Here is an 18078-nt window from a genome sequence, read left to right on the forward strand (position 1 = left end):
TGAGATACTCACGTTTACAAATATGGTCCATAAAGTAATCCGTCATCCAATTATGGCGGACGTCCCAGAAGCACATATTGCAACTTCTTTGATACAGGAATACTTCCAGGATTTGTGGGAATAAATGTTTATTAAGTTCATGGCTTCCTTCCAGTTTGGATAACAAGCTGAAGAAGAAGGAACCATTTGTTGTTGAGGGGACTATTCGATATGGTTAATAAAACAGGTTTCGCCATTGGCACAATCCCATCGTTTTCCATCATTGCCTTAGCGGTAGGGTTAATGAACCATGTCATGGTCATTCCCTCCTTGTTGCAAGAGGCGAAAAGAGACGCGTGGTTAAGTGTTTTGGCCATGATTTTGCCGTATATAATATGGACACTTATTCTCTACTACATCATGAAAAAGACAAAACAGCAACCGATTGTGACCTGGTTACAGGGGAATTATGGAACGGTCATTTCCGTCGCATTTCGTTTTTTTTTCATCGCCTATCTATTTTTGATTATTGTTTTAACGGTAAAGGAAACAACCACTTGGACGCATGCCTCCTACTTGCCAAAAACGCCACAACTTGTTTTATCCGTTTCATTGATTCTTTTATGTTGTTATGCCGTCCATTTCGGACTCCGAACCATTGCGATTACTGCAGGCATTTTGCTGCCGTTCGTGGTCGTATTTGGGGATTTTGTCATGAGCTCCAATCTTCCCAAGAAAAATTATGCTTTGTTGACACCCATCATGGAACATGGAGTGGAGCCCGTTCTCAAAGGATGTATGTATGTAGGTGGAGGACTTGCAGAATTCATTATTATTCTGCTATTCCATCATCGAATGAAATCAAACGTTCGTCCATGGTCGCTATGTTTATTGGCTATCTTTCTGATCATACTGGTATTGGGGCCAGTTACCGGCGCAATTGCTGAATTTGGTCCTTTTGAAGCGTCGAAACTGCGGTACCCGGCTTATGAAGAATGGCGTCTCGTACAAGTTGGAAATTATATTCGGCATGTAGACTTCTTATCCATTTATCAGTGGCTATCGGGGGCATTTGTCCGGGTTTCCATTTCGCTGCTTTTACTAATCGATCTATTGCCAGCAAGTCATAACAAGAACTTTAGGCTTGTATGGTTAACGCTCCTCGGCATCATTATTGTCGTCGTTGTTGAGTTACCCGTCAGCGACATGCAATATGCCAGCTTTTTGAAACAGGTATATTTACCTTTGTCATTAGGTTTAGTTGTAGGGGTATCGCTTTTGTTGTTTATTGCTGTACTCGTGAAAAATAGAACTGGAGTGAGACATAAATGAAATTTCGCCGGTTATGGAAATCCCTATTGAAAAATCATACATCTTCCCCGGTACCATCGGTTGCCCTGCCCCAAAATCACGAATGGTCACCGGAAGGGTTCCGCTCCTTATTTCGCAATTGCGCAGATGTGAAGATGGATAAGTATGACTTTGGCGATGTGGACTCCCTGCAAACGGTACACCTTATCTATTGCGAAGGGTTGGCGGATATACAGCAGATCAACGAATACGTGTTTCCGCGATTGGAAAGTATGTTGCATCATTCGAAACCTGGTATAGAGTTCGATAAAAAGCTCGAATTAACCCGAGTCGATCAGACAGGGGATCTGACAACCCGCGTATTTTCGGGTCAACTCATCATTTACCTTTCAAACCTGAATGCTCTATATGCATTGGATATTGCTTCTCCCCCTCATCGAAGCCCCTCGGAATCAAACACGGAAATATCCATCAAAGGGCCAAAAGATGGGTTCGTGGAAGAACTAACAACCAACGTAGCATTAATTCGCAAACGCCTTCGCACCAATTCCCTTTGTTATGAACAATTTACGATTGGAAGAAGGAGCAACAGCAAAGTGGCTTTGCTCTACATCGAAGATATCATTCAGCCTGAAATTGTGAAGGAGGCGAAAACCCGCTTACAACACATCGATATAGATGCCATAATGGGGAGCAGCCAATTGGAAAAAATCATTTCCGATTATTCGTTCACCTTATTCCCTTTACTGGATTATTCCGGTCGCCCCGATTATGTGGCAGACTGTCTCATACACGGACGATTCGCCGTTATTGTCGAGGGGGCCCCTAATGCCATTATAGGACCTGCCAATTTAACCCTCTTACTAAAATCACCTGAAGATGCCTATTTCCCGTTTTATTATGCTACTTTGGGGATGTTTTTGCGTCTTGTGGGTCTAGTCATATCATTGCTGCTGCCGGGTTTTTGGATTGCGCTTTCGTCCTTTAATGTGGAACAAATACCGTATCCACTTTTAGCAACGATTTCGATGTCAAGAATTGGCTTACCTATGCCTGGGCCCATGGAGGCTTTATTAATGATCTTTATGTTCGAGCTGTTTCGAGAAGCCGGAGAGAGGCTGCCTAAAGCGGTTGGCCAAACGGTAGCTGTTGTTGGGGGAATTGTGGTTGGGGATGCAGCCATTCGTGCTGGACTTGCCTCAACGACTTTGCTTGTCGTAGCGGCCGTAACCGCAGTTTCAAGTTTTACATTGGTCAATCAATCGCTCGTTGGTTCGGTAACCATCATCCGATTTTTTGTATTGATTTGTTCGTCGGTGCTGGGCATGTACGGATTTATTTTGTCTACGATTGCGATTGTTTTGTATCTTTCGCGGTTGGAGTCCTTTGGTGTACCGTATCTTGCCCCCTTATCCCCTTTAACTTGGAAGGACTTTATTGCGGCTGTTATCCGAAAACCGTGGAACACAATAAATCGCCGACCCGAAATGTTGCATACGAAAGATTCCACGAGAAGAGGTGATTCCTAAATGTCGGGATGGAAGAAATTGACGTCCATCTATTTGATATTCCCACTTCTTTTAACTGGCTGCTGGGATATTAAGGATATTCAAGATGTCAATTATTTAACAAGTATCGGGATCGATTATGTCGAGGGTCAATACGTCGTTTATGGGCAACTGCTGGACTTCTCGGATGTCGCAAAAATGGAATCAGGGAAGCCGCTCCGGCCAATTCCCGTGTGGGTCGGTCAAGGCATGGGGGATACGACACTTAGTGCCGTTAATGATTTGTACCACACATCGGAGATGCGGATTTTTTATGGCCAAATTATCACCGTTGTCGTAAGTGAGAACGTATTGAAAAAGGGATTAAAGGAGATCGATGAACTGCGGCACCGCTATTATGAAATGCGCTACACACCATGGTTTTTTGGCACTACAGAGCCGATAGACCAAATTTTCGCGGTAACTCCTTTTTTTAATCTATCACCGCTTATGTCATTGCTTCATCAACCGCAGGAGAGTTACAAACAAGAATCGGTCATTGCCCCGATAACCTCGAGGGAGTTCGTGTCCGATATCCACGAACCAGGAAAGGCGACCCTTTTACCTTCTTTATCCATTTCGGATCGGCATTGGAAAAAAGGTGGAGACCCGCATTCGATGCTTGAAATGGATGGTGTTTTCGTTTTGCAGGATGGAAAATATCGAGGTCGGCTCACCAGGGAAAACATTCCGGGCCTCCGCTGGGTGGAACCCCAAACCCAACGTAGCCCTTTAATACTTCGCAGTGGTGGAAAGCCACAGGTTGCATTGTCTCTCGAGAATCCAAAGGTTAAAATCATTCCGCATGTCAAGGGAAAGGAAGTTACGTATACCGTCGATGTTAAGCTTTCGGGAAATGTTAGCGAGATCATCCAACCCATGTCTGAACGGCTTATGGAGGAGAAAGCGGCAGAACTAGTACAAAATGAAATCAAAAGAACGTTCGAAAAAGGGCTTGAAATCCATTCCGACCTGTTACAACTGGAACATGCGCTGTATCGTCAGAAAAATAAAGATTGGAAAAAGATCTACGCGGAAAGAGATTTCAAAATAACAACGGAATCCCTTCAAGAGATCAAGGTTTCGGTTAAATTGAACAATGCAGGGAAACTAAAGTTACCTTGAAACATGGTAAGTGTTGAAGTGGATGGAAGGGGGTCGATCAGGATAAAAGGAAGGAATGGCTAAATGAAACCCATTTCCAGATAACTACAAAAGAGGTGTTCCACAAAATGACACGGGGTAGGAAACTGTTATGTTCGTTAATTCGAATCTGCATCACTCTTAACTGGATCGTTGCGATTTTCTTCGCGTTCCACTTCGCAATAACCGGGAGGATGTATATGTCAAGCTCCCCGGTTTCCTCAATGTTTGTTATATTTACCTGTATCCTTGATGCAGTCCTGATTTTACCCCAATTTCTCAAAGACATAGAGAATGGGGTTAATAACCCCGAGGATAGTAAATGACGTCTATTGCTTCTCGTTGGCTATTTCATGGGAATCCAGGAAAATGCAACGAACGGCCGAATGATGAAGAGAATTTAACAAAACATCTTGTGGGTATTTCCAGATTTATTTTCGTGGTTAGTATTGCCAGCCAGATCGGGGATTTCGTAAAATATCGTTCTGGGAAGACAGTTGGCGCAATCAGTCATGTTTAAACTATTGCCGCAATCTGGAGAACTCATTTGGGAGCATTATAACGCGGACTGGGAAACTGGGAAATCGATTGGAATTATAATAAGGGAAAAACAAAAGACGAAACTCGTCCGTATGGATATATTTTTGGTCATTCTATTGAATGGTGCAAAGTTGCTTGATCAGTACGCTCCGGAGGTTTGGCATGCCCTCTATGCCGAGCGATTATTTCGATTTGCAGCGACCAAGGGAGTGGACCGAGAGAATGGAGGGATTTTCTACTCGATGGATGATCCCAATAGGAGAATCATCGATACCGACAAATCGTATTGGGTCATGGCCGAAGCGATCGGTGCATCTGCACTGTTAGCATCAAAAATTGGGCAATCTGAATATCGAAAGTGGTATATCGATATTTTCAGTTATTGTTGGTGACCATAAATTCGGAGGCTCCAAATTGTGCCGTTTCTTCATTTTCGGCAGATGTTCGGGGGGCCGGATAATGGCACTAAATCAGGACCTAACGACGAACGTCGACCTCAGACGTTAATCAATCTCATTTTCCTAATCTTCGTTCCTTTACGTTGAAGAGGTCAACAAATAATAGCATGCTCCCTCGACGGTTTGTTCCTAAATCACAGGATAATATTGTTTATATCTTGGGTTACAGTAGTAGGTTTACCCAAATTCGGAAACTTCCCATTTCCCTTAATTACTCCAAACTCTACAAAGCGAAAGAAAAGTTATTTGTAAATCCCGCCGTGCGAATCAATAGCTCGTATATAAACCACCTTCTCATCGTGATTGATTTCGAAAAGAATTCTTAACGTACCGATCCGCAGTCGGTACAGGCCAATAAAGCCTTTCATTGGTTTGATATCTCCAACTGGAGGAATGATGAGCAGACCTTTCAAACCTTGCGTGATTTGTTCTTGAATCCGCTTCTCTTGCTTGGCGATAAATTTTACCGCATCTTTATGGTAAGTCAACTTGTAGCCCAAACTCACACTTGGCTACCTCCCCCGACACATATCCGGCATCGCTTTTTAATTGGCGAAGTTCTTCTTCCGTCAAAGGCTCGTCATCGGGTTCTTGCCGATCTATCTCTTCCCAGCTCAGCGGCTTTCTTTCCGAACGTTCTATTAAATATTGAAGAAAGTCAAAAGCTGTTTTTTGATCGGGTTCTTGGAGCCGTTCAATCAGGCTATGCAAATCGTCTTTACGAACTACCATGAAGGAATGACCTCCTAATTTTCTAATGACCGCTAATTAAGATTAGCGGTCGTTATGCATTTTCAGAACGCACACTTGATGTCCGCTAATGTATAGGTTAAGATAAGAATACCATGTCCGCTAATGTAAGTCAAGATTTGGAGGCTTTGCTAATGAGAGAGACGACCGGGATTTCGGAACAGGGTGAGCAGACTATTCATGACTTCATTCACGCTCTCACCACCCGCGAAGATTTGAATCCCAAAACGCTAAAGGAATACGCAAGTGACCTGAAACATTTTATTGGTTGGTTTGAAACAGCCGACCACCAAGAGGAAGAAGTTATATTTCGAATCGAAGATGTGGCTACTCCAACATTAACACGATACCGGGAAGCCGCGCAAAAAGTGATGGAATTAAAACCGGCGACCATTAATCGGCGACTTATAACTCTGAAACGTTTTTTTGAGTGGGCCACTTCGGAATCCAGGATTCGCCGTGATCCTTCCAAGCCGGTCAAATTGGTTCCGGAAGAAAAGGTAAGCCCTCGGCAGATGACTGACAAGGAAGAAGCTGCATTGATTGCTGCGGCCGAGCATAGCGGCTCTCTCCGGGATCAGACGATCCTTATTGTCATGCTTCATACCGGCATCAGAACGATGGAGGTTTGCGACTTGACTCCCGGCGATATTCAAATCGGAAAACGCAGCGGTCAACTTACGGTGCGGTCCGGAAAACGAAATAAACAGCGTGAAGTACCTTTGAACGCAACGTGCAGATCTGCTTTGGAAAAATATCTGACAGTTCTTCCTCCGGATAGTCCTTATCTGTTTCCTTCGGAGAAAACTGGCGATCGATTAACCGAACGAGCTTTACGCCATTTGATTCAAAAATACATGAAAGTGGCGCGGCTCGAAGGACTGAGCGCACACGATCTACGGCACCGGTTCGGGTACGTGATGGCAGAGAACACGCCATTGCACCGCTTGGCGCAAATTATGGGACACGATAGTCTGGATACAACGATGATTTACGTCAAGGCGACTCGCGCGGATCTGCAATCTGAAGTCGAAAAAATAGCATGGCAATGAGGGGATGAGAACGATGTACGCGAGAGTAAGGGAATTGCTAACTCCGGAGGAACGGCTGCAATATTTGCAAATACCGCCTAATCTCGGCGAATGGGAATTGGGCACCTATTTCACATTTACCCAGCATGACCTTGAAATCATTCAGCAGCGGCGAAGAGATTATAATCGACTCGGCTTTGCCGTGCAGCTGTGCGTACTTCGCTATCTCGGCTGGACGCTCTCTGACGTAAAAGAAGTACCAATTCAAGTCCTTCGTTATATCGCTAAACAAATCAACGCCGATTTGGAGTCTTTTGCATCTTACGGCGAACGAGAAGCCACGAAATACGAGCATTTGGAGGAAATCAGGAAGGAATATGGCTTCCAGACGTTTACCTTGAGTGAGTATCGTTCCCTGTGCAAGCATCTTTTTAACCATGCAATGGCGAACGGTAATCCTCTACACTTGATTCAACTCGCACTCGAAGAGTTACGCAAGCGTAAAATCATACTTCCTTCAATGGCCACGATTGAAAGAGCAGTTTGGGAGACTCGCAAACGAACAGAAGAAAAAATATTCAGGCTGCTCAGTAGCTCGCTTACAGAAATACAGATTGCTAAGCTGGATCGAATCTTGACCATAATGCCGGAAAGCAGCAAAACCTACTTGGCATGGTTAAGGGAAATTCCCGGTACCAGCTCTCCGGATTCTTTTTTGAAGGTTATTGAAAAACTCGAATTCATACGTGACTTGCAGCTACAAGTCGATACAAAAGGCATTCATCCGAACCGGCTGCGGCAACTTTCTAAAATTGGTTCACGCTACGAACCTCACTCCTTCCGTCGCTTTGATGATCCAAAAAAGTACGCGATTTTAGTAGCGTGCCTACTGGAGCTGATTCAGGATTTGACAGACCTGGCTTTCGAGATTCATGACCGGCAGATCATGATACTGCTCTCGAAAGGGAGAAAAGCCCAAGAAGAAATTCAAAAGCAAAACGGTAAATCGATCAACGAAAAGGTTGTTCACTTTGCCGATCTTGGGGCGGCTCTGATCAAAGCTCGTAGTGAAGGTGTTGACCCATTTGTTGCGCTTGAAGCCGTTATGCCGTGGGATCAGCTCATCGAATCCGTGGAGGAAGCCAAGCGGCTGGCGCGGCCCGTAGATTATGACTATTTAGACTTATTGGAAAAGAAATTCTATGCGCTCCGGAAGTATACGCCAACGCTGTTAAAATCGTTGGAATTTCACTCAACTAAGTCGGCGGAACCGTTAATGAAGGCGGTTGATATCATCCGGGATATGAATGAAACCGGGAAGCGAAAAGTTCCGGAAGGCGCACCGCTAAATTTCGTTTCAAACCGTTGGCAAAAGTACGTCTACGATGATGACGGAACGATCAACCGGCATTATTACGAAATGGCCGTTCTGACAGAACTGCGCAATTACGTTCGTTCTGGTGACGTTTCCATTGTCGGGAGCCGTCAGCATAAAGATTTCGAGGAATACCTTGTGCCGAAAGAAGACTGGAATGGCATCGATCCAAATGCTACAAAGCTTGCCGTCAGCCTTTCGGCAAAAAATTATCTTGAAGAACGGACTGAATCGCTTCTTCAAAGATTAAACTGGGTTTCCGAACATATCGACGAGCTGGACGGCGTGAATTTGGAGAACGGGAAATTGCACATTGAAAGATTGGAGAAAGATGTTCCGGACGAATCTCGGAATTTCAGTCTTTCCCTTTACGAACTTCTTCCACGAATCAAACTAACGGATCTGCTCATGGAAGTAGCCAACTGGACGAATTTTCATGAACAGTTTATTCACGCCTCCAGTAACCGCACTCCGAACGAGGAAGAAACGAAAATTCTTATGGCTACCATTATGGCAATGGGAACGAACATTGGACTTACGAAAATGGCTGAAGCCACGCCGAGCATTTCATATCGGCAGATGGCTAATGCAGCGCAATGGCGGCTGTACGAAAACGCGATGAATAAAGCGCAGGCCGTTCTTGTTAATTTCCATCATAAGCTGGCGCTGCCCTCATACTGGGGAGACGGTACCACCTCATCATCCGATGGAATGCGCGTCCAGATCGGTGTTTCGGCGCTTCATGCAGATTCGAATCCTCACTACGGTACCGGGAAAGGCGCTACGATTTATCGGTTCGTGAGCGATCAATTTTCTACGTTCTACACGAAAGTCATCAATACGAACGCTCGGGATGCCGTACATGTCATTGATGGATTGCTGCATCATGAAACGGATCTGACCATTGAGGAGCATTATACCGATACAGCCGGTTACACCGATCAAGTCTTTGGTTTAACACATTTGCTCGGATTTCGCTTTGCGCCGCGCTTACGCGACTTGGCTGACTCCAAACTGTACACAATTGGGAAGCCTGCCGACTTCCCTAAACTGGAGAAGCTGCTGCGAGGTCAGATCAACACAAAAATCATTCAGGAAAACTATGACGATGTTCTCCGACTGGCTCACTCCATCCGGGAAGGAACGGTTTCGGCATCACTCATTATGGGGAAAATCGGCTCCTATGCAAGACAAAATAGTTTGGCTACCGCACTCCGGGAAATGGGTAGAATCGAAAAAACAATCTTCATCCTGGATTATCTTTCAAGTGAAGCGCTACGGCGAAGAATCCATCGGGGATTGAACAAAGGGGAAGCCATGAATGCATTGGCCAGGGCGATCTTTTTCGGCAAACATGGAGAACTGCGAGAACGCGCTCTACAGGATCAGCTCCAGCGAGCCAGCGCATTGAACATCATCATTAATGCTATTAGCGTTTGGAATACCGTCTATCTCCAGCAAGCATCAGAACATCGCAAAAAGCAAGGTAAGCTTCAGGAAGATCTACTAAAGCATATTTCACCACTTGGATGGGAGCATATCAATTTCTTAGGAGAATACAAGTTCAATTTAAGGCAGAATACTTCTCTTAATTCATTGCGTCCGCTTAAAGAACAGGACATTGAATGAAAGGTTGGTCCGGGTGATAGTCCCGGACCAGCTTAGAGTAAGAAAAAACGCCAAGCCGCACATAATTGAGGGCTTAGCGTATATTTTCGTTAAAATGTTGGCGGGACCCCATATAGTGAAGGGAAGCTTCCAAGAGAAATCTTTGAAGAAGCAGGATTTAATATTGACGTTATTGGCATGAAGAGAGTTAAATCAGCTTCAGATCGTTGGAAAGCTGCTTATAAAACCGAAGGAGTGTTGGGCCTTAAAGATACCAGAAAGGGTAGTTCTGGCAGGCCACGGATTAAAGAATTATCTATTGAAGAGAAGTATGCCAGATTGGAAGCACAGATGAAGCTTGTGCAGGCAGAAAACGAACTCTTAAAAAAGATTCGTTTGTTGGGAAGGGGGCTAAAGAAGTAAAGCTGCCCGTCAGTCAAAAATATATTCTCATTCATGAGGTCATTGAAAAATATAACCTTATCCATATGGTGAAATTCCTTTGTGAAGTTGCCGGAGTTTCAAGAAGTGGTTACTATAATTATTTCTCAGCCAAATCTATTGAACAAAGGAGACGCAAGGATAAAAAGGATGAAGAAACGAAAGAAATGATTCTAAAGGCCTTTAACTTCAAAGGCAGAAAGAAAGGGGCACGCCAAATTAAAATGACATTGGCAGGTCAATTTCAGTGTGTCTTCAACTTGAAGAAGATCCGTAGAATCATGAAAAAATACGATATCGTCTGCCCTATTAGGAAGGCAAATCCGTACCGGAGAATGATGAAAGCCACTCAAGAACACCGAGTGGTTCCTAACTTCCTAAACCGCCAATTTAAACAGGGGATGCCTGGCAAGGTCCTTCTAACGGATATCACTTATCTGAACTATCACGGTGGACAAAGAGCTTATTTGTCCGTCATTAAAGATGGTTCTACAGGTGAAGTTTTAGCACATCACATGTCTAGCCGAATCATCATGAATCTGGCCACAGATACCCTCACTAAATTGAAGAAGAACAGAACCTTTAAGAAAGCTAAAGGGGCCTTCATTCATTCTGATCAGGGTACCCATTACACACATCCAGATTTTCAGAAACAGGTTAAGAAACTCGGATTGTACCAATCCATGTCCAGGAAGGGAAACTGCTGGGATAACGCCCCTATCGAATCATTCTTTGGCCATCTTAAAGACGAAGTGGATATAAAATCATGTAAAACGTTTGGAGAGCTTCAACAAGAAATTGATAGGTATATCCGCCACTATAACCATACTAGATATCAATGGAACCTGAAAAAGATGACTCCTGTACAGTACAGGAATCATCTTTTTCAGGTAGCCTAAGCCTTTTTTTAAAATGTCCTTTACAAAGGGTACACTTTAAAAGGGCTATCCCTTTTTGTCTCTTTTCCTGCCCTACTCCCCTACCTCCACAAACCTCGCAATACGCTCCTTAATCTGATCCCTTACCCGGCGGAATTCCGTGAAGATCTCCTCTTCCGTCCCTGTCGCTTTGGCGGGATCGTCGAAGCCCCAGTGCCAGCGCGTCGCGTTCGGATTGGAAACGGCCGGGCAATGTTCATCTGCATGGCCGCAAAGGGTAATGATATAATCGGCGCGGTTTAAAATCGCCGGGTCGATGACCTCGGAACGGTGGCCGCTGATGTCGACGACCGCTTCGCCCATCACCTGAACCGCCCGCGGATTCAATCCGTGCGCTTCGAGCCCGGCGCTCAGCACTTCGTAACGTTCTCCGCCGAGGTGCTTCAAGAACCCGTCCGCCATTTGGCTCCGGCACGAATTCCCCGTACACAAGAAGTAGACTGTCTTTTTGTCCATGATGAATTACTCCCCTTAATTATGAAATCAAAATTAGCCACAGATAAAGCCCTGTTAACGTAATGAACAGCGTCGGAACGGTCAACAGGATTCCTGTTTTAAAATAGCGCCCCCAGGTGATTTTGATGCCTTTTTTGGACAGCACATGGAGCCAAAGCAACGTCGCCAGCGAGCCGATCGGCGTGATTTTCGGTCCCAAATCGGAACCGATTACGTTGGCATAAACAAGCGCTTCCCGTACCAGACCATTGGTGTTCGTGCTATCAATCGCCAGCGCGTCAATCATCACGGTCGGCAGGTTATTCATGACCGAAGACAAGATCGCGGCAATAAAGCCCATCCCCACAGTCGCCGCATAGACGCCTTGATCGGCCAGCCACTGAATCACTTCGCCCAAGTAGTCGGTGAATCCGACATTGCGAAGCCCGTACACGACCACATACATCCCGATGGAAAATACGACGATCGACCAAGGCGCTTCCTTGATCACGCGCCGGGTTTCCACCGCCGGACTGCGACGGGTGGCGATCACGAAGAACAGGGCGACCACTCCTGCCGCCAAGGATACCGGAACGCCGATGAACTCGGCGGACAGGTAAGCGATCAGCAGCAAGCCGAGAACAATCCAGGACAACCGGAACATGCGCGGGTCCCGGATGGCCTCTTGCGGTTTTTTCAACTGATTCAATTCGTAATCCTTAGGGATTTGCTTGCGGAAAAACAAATACAGCACAAGCATGCTCGCGCCCAGCGAAACGAGATTCGGCACGAACATATCGACTGCGTACTCCATGAATCCGATGCCGAAATAGTCGGCCGAGACGATATTGACCAGGTTACTGACCACTAGAGGCAGAGACGTCGTATCGGCGATAAACCCGCTCGCCATAATGAACGGCAGCACCATCCGGTCGTCGAACTTTAACGCGCGAACCATGGCCAGCACGATCGGCGTCAAAATCAATGCCGCCCCATCGTTGGCGAACAAAGCGGACACGGCCGCTCCGAGCAAAATGACGTAAATAAACATCCTTTTCCCGCGTCCTCCGGCCAAGCGGGCCATGTGCAGCGCGCACCATTCGAAAAAGCCGATTTCATCCAGCAAAATCGAAATAATAATGATGGCGACGAACGCCAAGGTTGCGTTCCATACAATTCCCGTCACGTCCCCGACATCCGCGAAGCTGACTACTCCAAACAATAATGCCAACACGGCGCCGCCCATCGCGGACCATCCGATGCCAAGCCCTTTTGGTTGCCAAATCACAAACACTAATGTTAGTAAAAAAATAATACCGGCAATGTACTCCAACGTTCGATTCCCCTCTATTTGTCAAGTGCAGCAGTTGTCGTCCGCACATCGGCCAAGCGACTTTCGAAGCTCCTGCGGTAAGGCCACCGCTTCCATGACGGCTTGAACGTAAGGCTTGTCGTCTACCGTAAGCCGGTAATACGCCCACTGCCCTCTCCGCGTTTCCTGAACCAGGCCCGCTGCACGCAGCTTACGCAAATGCTGGCTGATATTCGGCTGCGTCGTCTGCAACGCTTCGACCAAATCGCATACGCAGCGTTCCCCGTCTTTCAGAATCGCCAAGATCGTCAATCGCGTCTTATCGGCGAGCAGTTTGAGTATCGTGATCATCTCGTCCATGTGCGTCACGCTCCTTTCCGAATCCGATTATATAACCAGTCAATTATATATTCAATGACTTATTTTAGGCGGATAAAAAAACCGCACCCCAAACGGGATGCGATTAGAAATGGCAACGAACGTTTATCATTGTCGGATGACGGTATTCTCTTTCATTTCCGTCGGCGCGAAGGCTCTCCGGTTCAGCCACCCTACTCCCGCCGCCAAAACGCTGATACAGGCCGCAAACAAGTACATATTGACGATGCCCATCCACTCGGCGACGACGCTCATAAACAGCAGGGATAAACCGAATATCGTATTCAACAGCGTAGACTGCGCCGAAAATACTTTCGGAAGCATGTCCGGCCCGACGCTTCTCTGAATCAGCGTCCTTCTGGAGACGGCGGCAAGTTCGGTAAACGGGCCCGTCAAAAGGACGATCAGCAGCGCGAGCGGAGCGATATCGTTCAACGCGAACCAAGCCGTCATGATGGCGTATCCTAACGTTCCGACCAGCATCCACTTAAAAATGGACTTTTCCAGCCGCGCCACCAAAGCGACGACAAGCAGCCCGCCCGCAACGGCTCCGGCAAAATAACTGGCATTGATATACCCCCACCACTGTTCATCCTTCAGCAATACTTCTTTCACAAAGACGAGCAGGAACGCGCCGGCCCAAACGGAGCCACCCAGCATATCCGTCGCATCCATCAAGGTTAACGCCCGCAAACGGGGCGATTTCCATAAGGCGACCCAACCTTCCTTCAATGTGTCCCAACGGGAAGGCTTCGTCGACGTAGGCATGCCGGATTCCGAGTATTCTTCTTCGGACTTTTCTACGTTTGCGGATCCGACTTTGGAGCGCACATCCCAAAAACTTTTCCGTTTGGGTTCCACCGGATCATCAACCATGACGGTTAAAGCCATGGCCACGCCATAACCAACCGCGACGGCAACCAATACCGGGAAAGACCCGAACACCGCCACGAGCAGTCCGCTGACGCCCCATCCCGCAAACTGGACGATTTGATCGGTCGTCGCCATCAGACCGTTTGCCTTCATGAGTCCCCGATCGGAAACGAGCCGAGGAACAAGAGCGTTTCGGGCCGGTGTCGTCCACCCGTCAAGGAAGGAAATGCAAGCAATGATCGAGTAGACCGGCAGCACCTGCGTTCCTCCGACCAGGGGCGACAGGTATCCCGCCAACAGCAAGAACATCACAAACTGCCCGCACTGCGAAAAGGTCAGCAAGAAAGGCAATCGGTACTTCTCCACCATGAGCGGCGCGACCAGTCCGCTGAGCAGTTGGGCAGTGACCCGTAAAAAAGGGACCAGCGTGGCAAAAACGACCGAGCCCGTCCGTTCCAGCACAAAGGTGGTAAGGGCCACCAAATAGAGGACGTCTACCGTGTTGGACAACGTCTGAGAGCCCCACAAATAATAAAAAGACCGTTTAAACATGAGGAATTCCGCTCCTTATTCTGTTTTTTGTGAATGTATCCCCAACTCAAATCGGTCTCATTTCAAATAACACTCCTATTAATGAAGTTATAGCAGGAAAATATGGCGTTAATTCGAACGATCGACCTAATCATTACGAAATAACGGGAAAAGCTCCCGCAAATTCGGCCCAAATTTCAAAAAATAAGGGTTTCCGGGCAAATTAACGCCAGGTTTTCCGTCTATTTATCTCGAATAAGTGAATTCGTTGAATTTAGTTCCCTATTTTCCCGTTAAATTGCATCCGTCCGCCTGAGATTACAGCTATTTTGGACTTCCGTTAACAATCCGGCGATAAAATGATGAATATGTACTTCGTGAAAGGGGACCCAAGATGAGTATCGACCGCGTTTCCGCAACAGATAGGCCCAAAGCTCCTAACCAATCCGGCTTCAAACGGCTGCTCGAAATCGGCATCGTATCCGCCAAGCTCGGGCTCACCTCATTCGGGGGGCCGATCGCGCATTTGGGTTATTTTCACGAAGAGTATGTGAAAAAACGCAAGTGGTTGGACGAGCAAAGCTACGCCGAACTCGTGGCGCTTTGCCAGTTCCTGCCCGGCCCGGCGAGCAGCCAGGTCGGCATGGGCATCGGCCTCCGCCGCGGAGGCCTCGCCGGTGCCGCAGCCGCCTGGCTCGGCTTCACGCTGCCGTCGGCCGCGGCGATGGCGCTGTTCGCGCTCGCGCTGCGCGGTGCCGACGTCGGCGGCGCGGCCTGGCTGCACGGCCTGAAGCTCACCGCCGTGGCGGTGGTCGCCCAGGCCGTGTGGAGCATGGGCCGCAAGCTGGCGGCGGGCCCGCTCCGCGCGGCGATCGCCGTCCTTGCGGCGGCGGTCGCGCTGCTATGGCCGGGCGCCTTCACGCAGGCGGCCGTCATCGCCGCAGCCGGCGTCGCCGGGCTGTGGCTGTTCCGGCGCGGCGACGCGCCGCCCGGGCCGGGGGCATCGCCCGCCGCGCAGCCTGCCGCGCGGCAGCATGCGCACAACGCCGCGCGCGCAAAGCCAGCGTCCGCACGGCGGCCCCGCCGCTTGGGCGCGCTCATCAGCCTGGCGATTTTCTTCGCCCTGCTGATCCTGCTGCCGCTGCTCGCGCGGCGGTTTCCCGAAGCGCTCGGCCTGTTCGACAGCTTCTACCGGGCCGGCTCGCTCGTCTTCGGCGGCGGACATGTCGTACTCCCGCTGCTTGAGCGCGAGGTGGTCCCGGCGGGCTGGGTCAGCCCTTCCGACTTTTTGGCCGGTTACGGTTTTGTTCAAGCCATGCCCGGCCCGCTCTTTACCTTCGCCACTTATTTGGGCGCGGTGAAAGGCGGTCTCTCCGGCGCGGTCATTGCCACGCTGGCGATATTTCTGCCGGCGTTTCTGCTCATCGCCGGGACGCTGCCTTTCTGGAGCCGGCTCTGCCGGAACGAACGCGTCCAAAGCGCCATGCACGGCGTCAACGCCGCGGTCGTCGGCATCCTGCTCGCCGCTTTGTACGACCCGATCTGGACGAGCTCGGTCCATAGCCCGGGCGATTTCACGCTGGCCCTGCTGTTGTTTGCCATGCTGGCCTGGTGGAAGCTGCCTCCATGGTCGGCCGTGCTTGCAGGTGCCGCCGGAGGAGTGCTGCTTGGCCTGCTCTGACTTCGCCTTATTCCTCGTACATCATCTTCCGCGTCATCCCGCCGTCCACGACGAGATGCGCACCGGTGACGAACGTATTGTCCGGGTGCGTCAAGTACAGGCATGCCCGGGCGATATCCTCCGGCGTGCCGACCCGGCCGGCGGGATGCTGGCGATGGTCGATGTCCCGCAGCGCGGCGTAATCCCCGGTTTCGATCCAGCCGGGGCTGACGCAGTTCACCCGGATGCCGTCCGGCCCGAAGGAAACCGCCAGCGCGTGGCTGAGCGAAACGATCGCGCCTTTCGAAGCAGCGTACGCCTCCGAGTTCGGCTCGGACATGAGCGAGCGCGTCGAGGAAATGTTGACGATCGCGCCGCCCTCCGGCTGGCGCTTCATCACGCCGGCTGCCGAACGGGAAGCCAAAAACACGCTCCGCACGTTCGTGTTCAGCACATCGTCCCATTCATCGAGCGTAAGCTCGAACGGAGATTTGAAACGCGAAACCCCGGCATTGTTGATCAGAACGTCGAGCCGCCCGAATTCCCGTTCAACGTTGCCAATCAGGCGTTGAATCTCCGCTTCCGAGCGAACATCGCACCGGATAAACCGCGCCTTCCCCCCGTTTCGGGCGATCTCTTCCGCGGCCGCAGCCCCGGTGGCTTCATTCATCTCCGCCACGATCACTTCCGCTCCTTCGCGGGCGTAAGCCTCCGCCACCCCGCGGCCGATCCCTTGACCCGCGCCGGTCACGATAACGATACGATTCTCAAACGATGCATTCACGCAAATTTCGCCTCCTTGAAAATCCCTCTCTGACATCCATTAAAGCAATCTCACATTCTTTCCTTCCATTCAAGCCTTCCCTTCCGCAATCCGCCGAATCAAATCCGGCATCCAGTCCTTCGTCGCACCGAACCGGTAACCCGCCGCCGTCGCTTTGGAAATATACATGACCCAGGAGGAGGGCACGCCGAACGGGGAATCATTGTCCTGCCCCGCTTCTCCCTCCGGCACGATCAACGCCCTTTTGCCCGTGGCTTCCTCGATCCATGCAAACAGCTGGTTCAACGTCAGGGCTCCTACCGAACCGGCATTTATCGGTCCCGTCACGTCCGCGCTTCCCAGCCAATGCAAAAAAGCGGCCGTTTCCGCCGAAGAAATGAACGACATGGCGGCGTCAGCATTCGGCAGACCGATCGGCGTCCCGTTCATCACCCGCTCCACGTGAAAATGAAGCCGGCGCGTGTAATCGTCCGGACCGAGCACGATCGGAATCCGCATCGCCGCGACCGGAAAACCCGCTTCCCGGAAAAACGCCGCTTCGGCCTGTCTTTTTCCTTCTCCATACTCCAGCTCTTCCCGGCCCGCAGATTTCCATGCATACGCATAGGGATCGAAATCCGCCTCCGTCAGCGGCGATTTTCCGAATTCGTACACGGACAACGTCGAGGTTAAAACGTACCTTCCCGCCTTGCCGTCAAAAGCCCGCACTGCGGCCATCGCCTCATTCGGCGAATAACAAATATTGTCGTAAACGATGTCCCAGGGGCCGGCGGCAGCCGCTTTGGCCAATGAATCCTCGTCGGAACGGTCCACGACCATCCGGCTCACCGGACCTTCAAATTCCGTTTCGGTCCGCCCGCGCGTGGCCACGGTCACCTCATGCAAACCTTCCTGTACGAGCCGGTTTACCAATCTTTTACCAAAATACCGAGTTCCGCCCAATACCAGTACTTTCCCCATTTCATCTCCTCCTTTTCATCGCTT

At 49.3% G+C, this 18078-nt stretch carries 15 protein-coding genes and 1 pseudogene; 8 read left to right on the forward strand and 8 right to left on the reverse strand.

All coding sequences use genetic code 11. From position 1 onward, the window contains the following. The first annotated feature begins 210 nt into the window (after positions 1 to 210). From ACSFXJ_RS14490 to ACSFXJ_RS14505, 4 genes are all read left to right on the forward strand, one after another. Positions 211 to 1311 (forward strand): GerAB/ArcD/ProY family transporter, encoded by a 1101-nt coding sequence (locus tag ACSFXJ_RS14490; protein ID WP_185178647.1) that lies wholly within the window; start codon positions 211 to 213, stop codon positions 1309 to 1311. Next, positions 1308 to 2819: a spore germination protein gene (locus tag ACSFXJ_RS14495; protein WP_185178648.1), complete on the forward strand. Its 1512-nt coding sequence runs from the start codon at positions 1308 to 1310 to the stop codon at positions 2817 to 2819. Before ACSFXJ_RS14490 ends, ACSFXJ_RS14495 begins: the two co-directional genes overlap by 4 nt. After that, positions 2820 to 3962, forward strand: coding sequence for a Ger(x)C family spore germination protein (locus ACSFXJ_RS14500; RefSeq protein WP_435921053.1), 1143 nt, complete (start codon positions 2820 to 2822; stop codon positions 3960 to 3962). It abuts the gene before it with no gap. A 515-nt stretch (positions 3963 to 4477) separates the two neighbouring features. After that, a complete protein-coding gene (locus tag ACSFXJ_RS14505; protein ID WP_139255010.1) occupies positions 4478 to 4912 on the forward strand; it encodes an AGE family epimerase/isomerase in 435 nt (144 codons plus the stop codon). A gap of 308 nt (positions 4913 to 5220) precedes the next feature. Here the strand turns inward: ACSFXJ_RS14505 and ACSFXJ_RS14510 are convergent, their stop codons facing one another. Together ACSFXJ_RS14510 and ACSFXJ_RS14515 are read right to left on the reverse strand one after the other, a co-directional pair. Then, positions 5221 to 5484: a type II toxin-antitoxin system RelE family toxin gene (locus ACSFXJ_RS14510; protein WP_071977827.1), complete on the reverse strand. Its 264-nt coding sequence runs from the start codon at positions 5482 to 5484 to the stop codon at positions 5221 to 5223. Further along, positions 5453 to 5710 carry a hypothetical protein gene (locus ACSFXJ_RS14515; RefSeq protein ID WP_071977828.1) on the reverse strand — a complete coding sequence of 86 codons (258 nt, stop codon included), beginning with the start codon at positions 5708 to 5710 and terminating at the stop codon, positions 5453 to 5455. The genes ACSFXJ_RS14510 and ACSFXJ_RS14515 overlap by 32 nt, the downstream gene beginning before the upstream one ends. Before the next feature lie 152 nt (positions 5711 to 5862). Between ACSFXJ_RS14515 and ACSFXJ_RS14520 the strand changes: the two genes are divergently transcribed. From ACSFXJ_RS14520 to ACSFXJ_RS14530, 3 genes and pseudogenes are all read left to right on the forward strand, one after another. After that, positions 5863 to 6780: a tyrosine-type recombinase/integrase gene (locus ACSFXJ_RS14520; RefSeq protein ID WP_071977829.1), complete on the forward strand. Its 918-nt coding sequence runs from the start codon at positions 5863 to 5865 to the stop codon at positions 6778 to 6780. 13 nt (positions 6781 to 6793) lie between these two features. Next, positions 6794 to 9763, forward strand: a complete 2970-nt coding sequence (locus ACSFXJ_RS14525; protein ID WP_435921054.1) for a Tn3 family transposase — start codon at positions 6794 to 6796, stop codon at positions 9761 to 9763. 117 nt (positions 9764 to 9880) lie between these two features. Next, positions 9881 to 11082, forward strand: a pseudogene (locus ACSFXJ_RS14530) (IS3 family transposase); the annotation flags it as partial. 72 nt (positions 11083 to 11154) lie between these two features. Here ACSFXJ_RS14530 and arsC read toward each other — a convergent pair. The 4 genes from arsC to ACSFXJ_RS14550 form a co-directional block, all read right to left on the reverse strand. After that, positions 11155 to 11577 carry an arsenate reductase (thioredoxin) gene (gene arsC / locus ACSFXJ_RS14535; RefSeq protein WP_435921055.1) on the reverse strand — a complete coding sequence of 141 codons (423 nt, stop codon included), beginning with the start codon at positions 11575 to 11577 and terminating at the stop codon, positions 11155 to 11157. A 19-nt stretch (positions 11578 to 11596) separates the two neighbouring features. Continuing rightward, the gene (locus tag ACSFXJ_RS14540) at positions 11597 to 12889 is read right to left on the reverse strand and encodes an arsenic transporter (protein WP_435921056.1); all 1293 of its coding nucleotides are present in this window, start codon (positions 12887 to 12889) and stop codon (positions 11597 to 11599) included. Between the two features lie 21 nt (positions 12890 to 12910). Further along, on the reverse strand, positions 12911 to 13228 hold the full coding sequence (locus tag ACSFXJ_RS14545) for an ArsR/SmtB family transcription factor (RefSeq protein ID WP_435921057.1): 318 nt from the start codon (positions 13226 to 13228) through the stop codon (positions 12911 to 12913). A gap of 126 nt (positions 13229 to 13354) precedes the next feature. Beyond that, positions 13355 to 14671 carry an MFS transporter gene (locus tag ACSFXJ_RS14550; protein WP_435921058.1) on the reverse strand — a complete coding sequence of 439 codons (1317 nt, stop codon included), beginning with the start codon at positions 14669 to 14671 and terminating at the stop codon, positions 13355 to 13357. A 373-nt stretch (positions 14672 to 15044) separates the two neighbouring features. On the opposite strand from ACSFXJ_RS14550, the gene chrA reads away from it, so the two are divergent. Further along, positions 15045 to 16331, forward strand: coding sequence for a chromate efflux transporter (chrA, locus tag ACSFXJ_RS14555; RefSeq protein ID WP_435921059.1), 1287 nt, complete (start codon positions 15045 to 15047; stop codon positions 16329 to 16331). A 7-nt stretch (positions 16332 to 16338) separates the two neighbouring features. Here chrA and ACSFXJ_RS14560 read toward each other — a convergent pair whose 3' ends face one another. Both ACSFXJ_RS14560 and ACSFXJ_RS14565 read right to left on the reverse strand, forming a co-directional pair. Further along, positions 16339 to 17094: an SDR family NAD(P)-dependent oxidoreductase gene (locus ACSFXJ_RS14560; protein WP_435921060.1), complete on the reverse strand. Its 756-nt coding sequence runs from the start codon at positions 17092 to 17094 to the stop codon at positions 16339 to 16341. Positions 17095 to 17163: 69 nt separating this feature from the next. Beyond that, the gene (locus ACSFXJ_RS14565) at positions 17164 to 18054 is read right to left on the reverse strand and encodes an NAD-dependent epimerase/dehydratase family protein (protein ID WP_435921061.1); all 891 of its coding nucleotides are present in this window, start codon (positions 18052 to 18054) and stop codon (positions 17164 to 17166) included. Positions 18055 to 18078 lie beyond the last annotated feature (24 nt).

This window comes from Paenibacillus salivarius (assembly GCF_051307165.1).
Classification (GTDB): domain Bacteria; phylum Bacillota; class Bacilli; order Paenibacillales; family Paenibacillaceae; genus Fontibacillus.

Excerpts from the sequence above, each read along its gene's own strand:
- ACSFXJ_RS14490 (WP_185178647.1), top strand. The coding sequence starts at position 211 with ATGGTTAATAAAACAGGTTTCGCCATTGGCACAATCCCATCGTTTTCC.
- ACSFXJ_RS14495 (WP_185178648.1), top strand. The coding sequence starts at position 1,308 with ATGAAATTTCGCCGGTTATGGAAATCCCTATTGAAAAATCATACATCT.
- ACSFXJ_RS14500 (WP_435921053.1), top strand. The coding sequence starts at position 2,820 with ATGTCGGGATGGAAGAAATTGACGTCCATCTATTTGATATTCCCACTT.
- ACSFXJ_RS14515 (WP_071977828.1), bottom strand. The coding sequence starts at position 5,710 with ATGGTAGTTCGTAAAGACGATTTGCATAGCCTGATTGAACGGCTCCAA.
- ACSFXJ_RS14520 (WP_071977829.1), top strand. The coding sequence starts at position 5,863 with ATGAGAGAGACGACCGGGATTTCGGAACAGGGTGAGCAGACTATTCAT.
- ACSFXJ_RS14525 (WP_435921054.1), top strand. The coding sequence starts at position 6,794 with ATGTACGCGAGAGTAAGGGAATTGCTAACTCCGGAGGAACGGCTGCAA.
- arsC (WP_435921055.1), bottom strand. The coding sequence starts at position 11,577 with ATGGACAAAAAGACAGTCTACTTCTTGTGTACGGGGAATTCGTGCCGG.
- ACSFXJ_RS14545 (WP_435921057.1), bottom strand. The coding sequence starts at position 13,228 with ATGGACGAGATGATCACGATACTCAAACTGCTCGCCGATAAGACGCGA.
- ACSFXJ_RS14550 (WP_435921058.1), bottom strand. The coding sequence starts at position 14,671 with ATGTTTAAACGGTCTTTTTATTATTTGTGGGGCTCTCAGACGTTGTCC.
- chrA (WP_435921059.1), top strand. The coding sequence starts at position 15,045 with ATGAGTATCGACCGCGTTTCCGCAACAGATAGGCCCAAAGCTCCTAAC.
- ACSFXJ_RS14565 (WP_435921061.1), bottom strand. The coding sequence starts at position 18,054 with ATGGGGAAAGTACTGGTATTGGGCGGAACTCGGTATTTTGGTAAAAGA.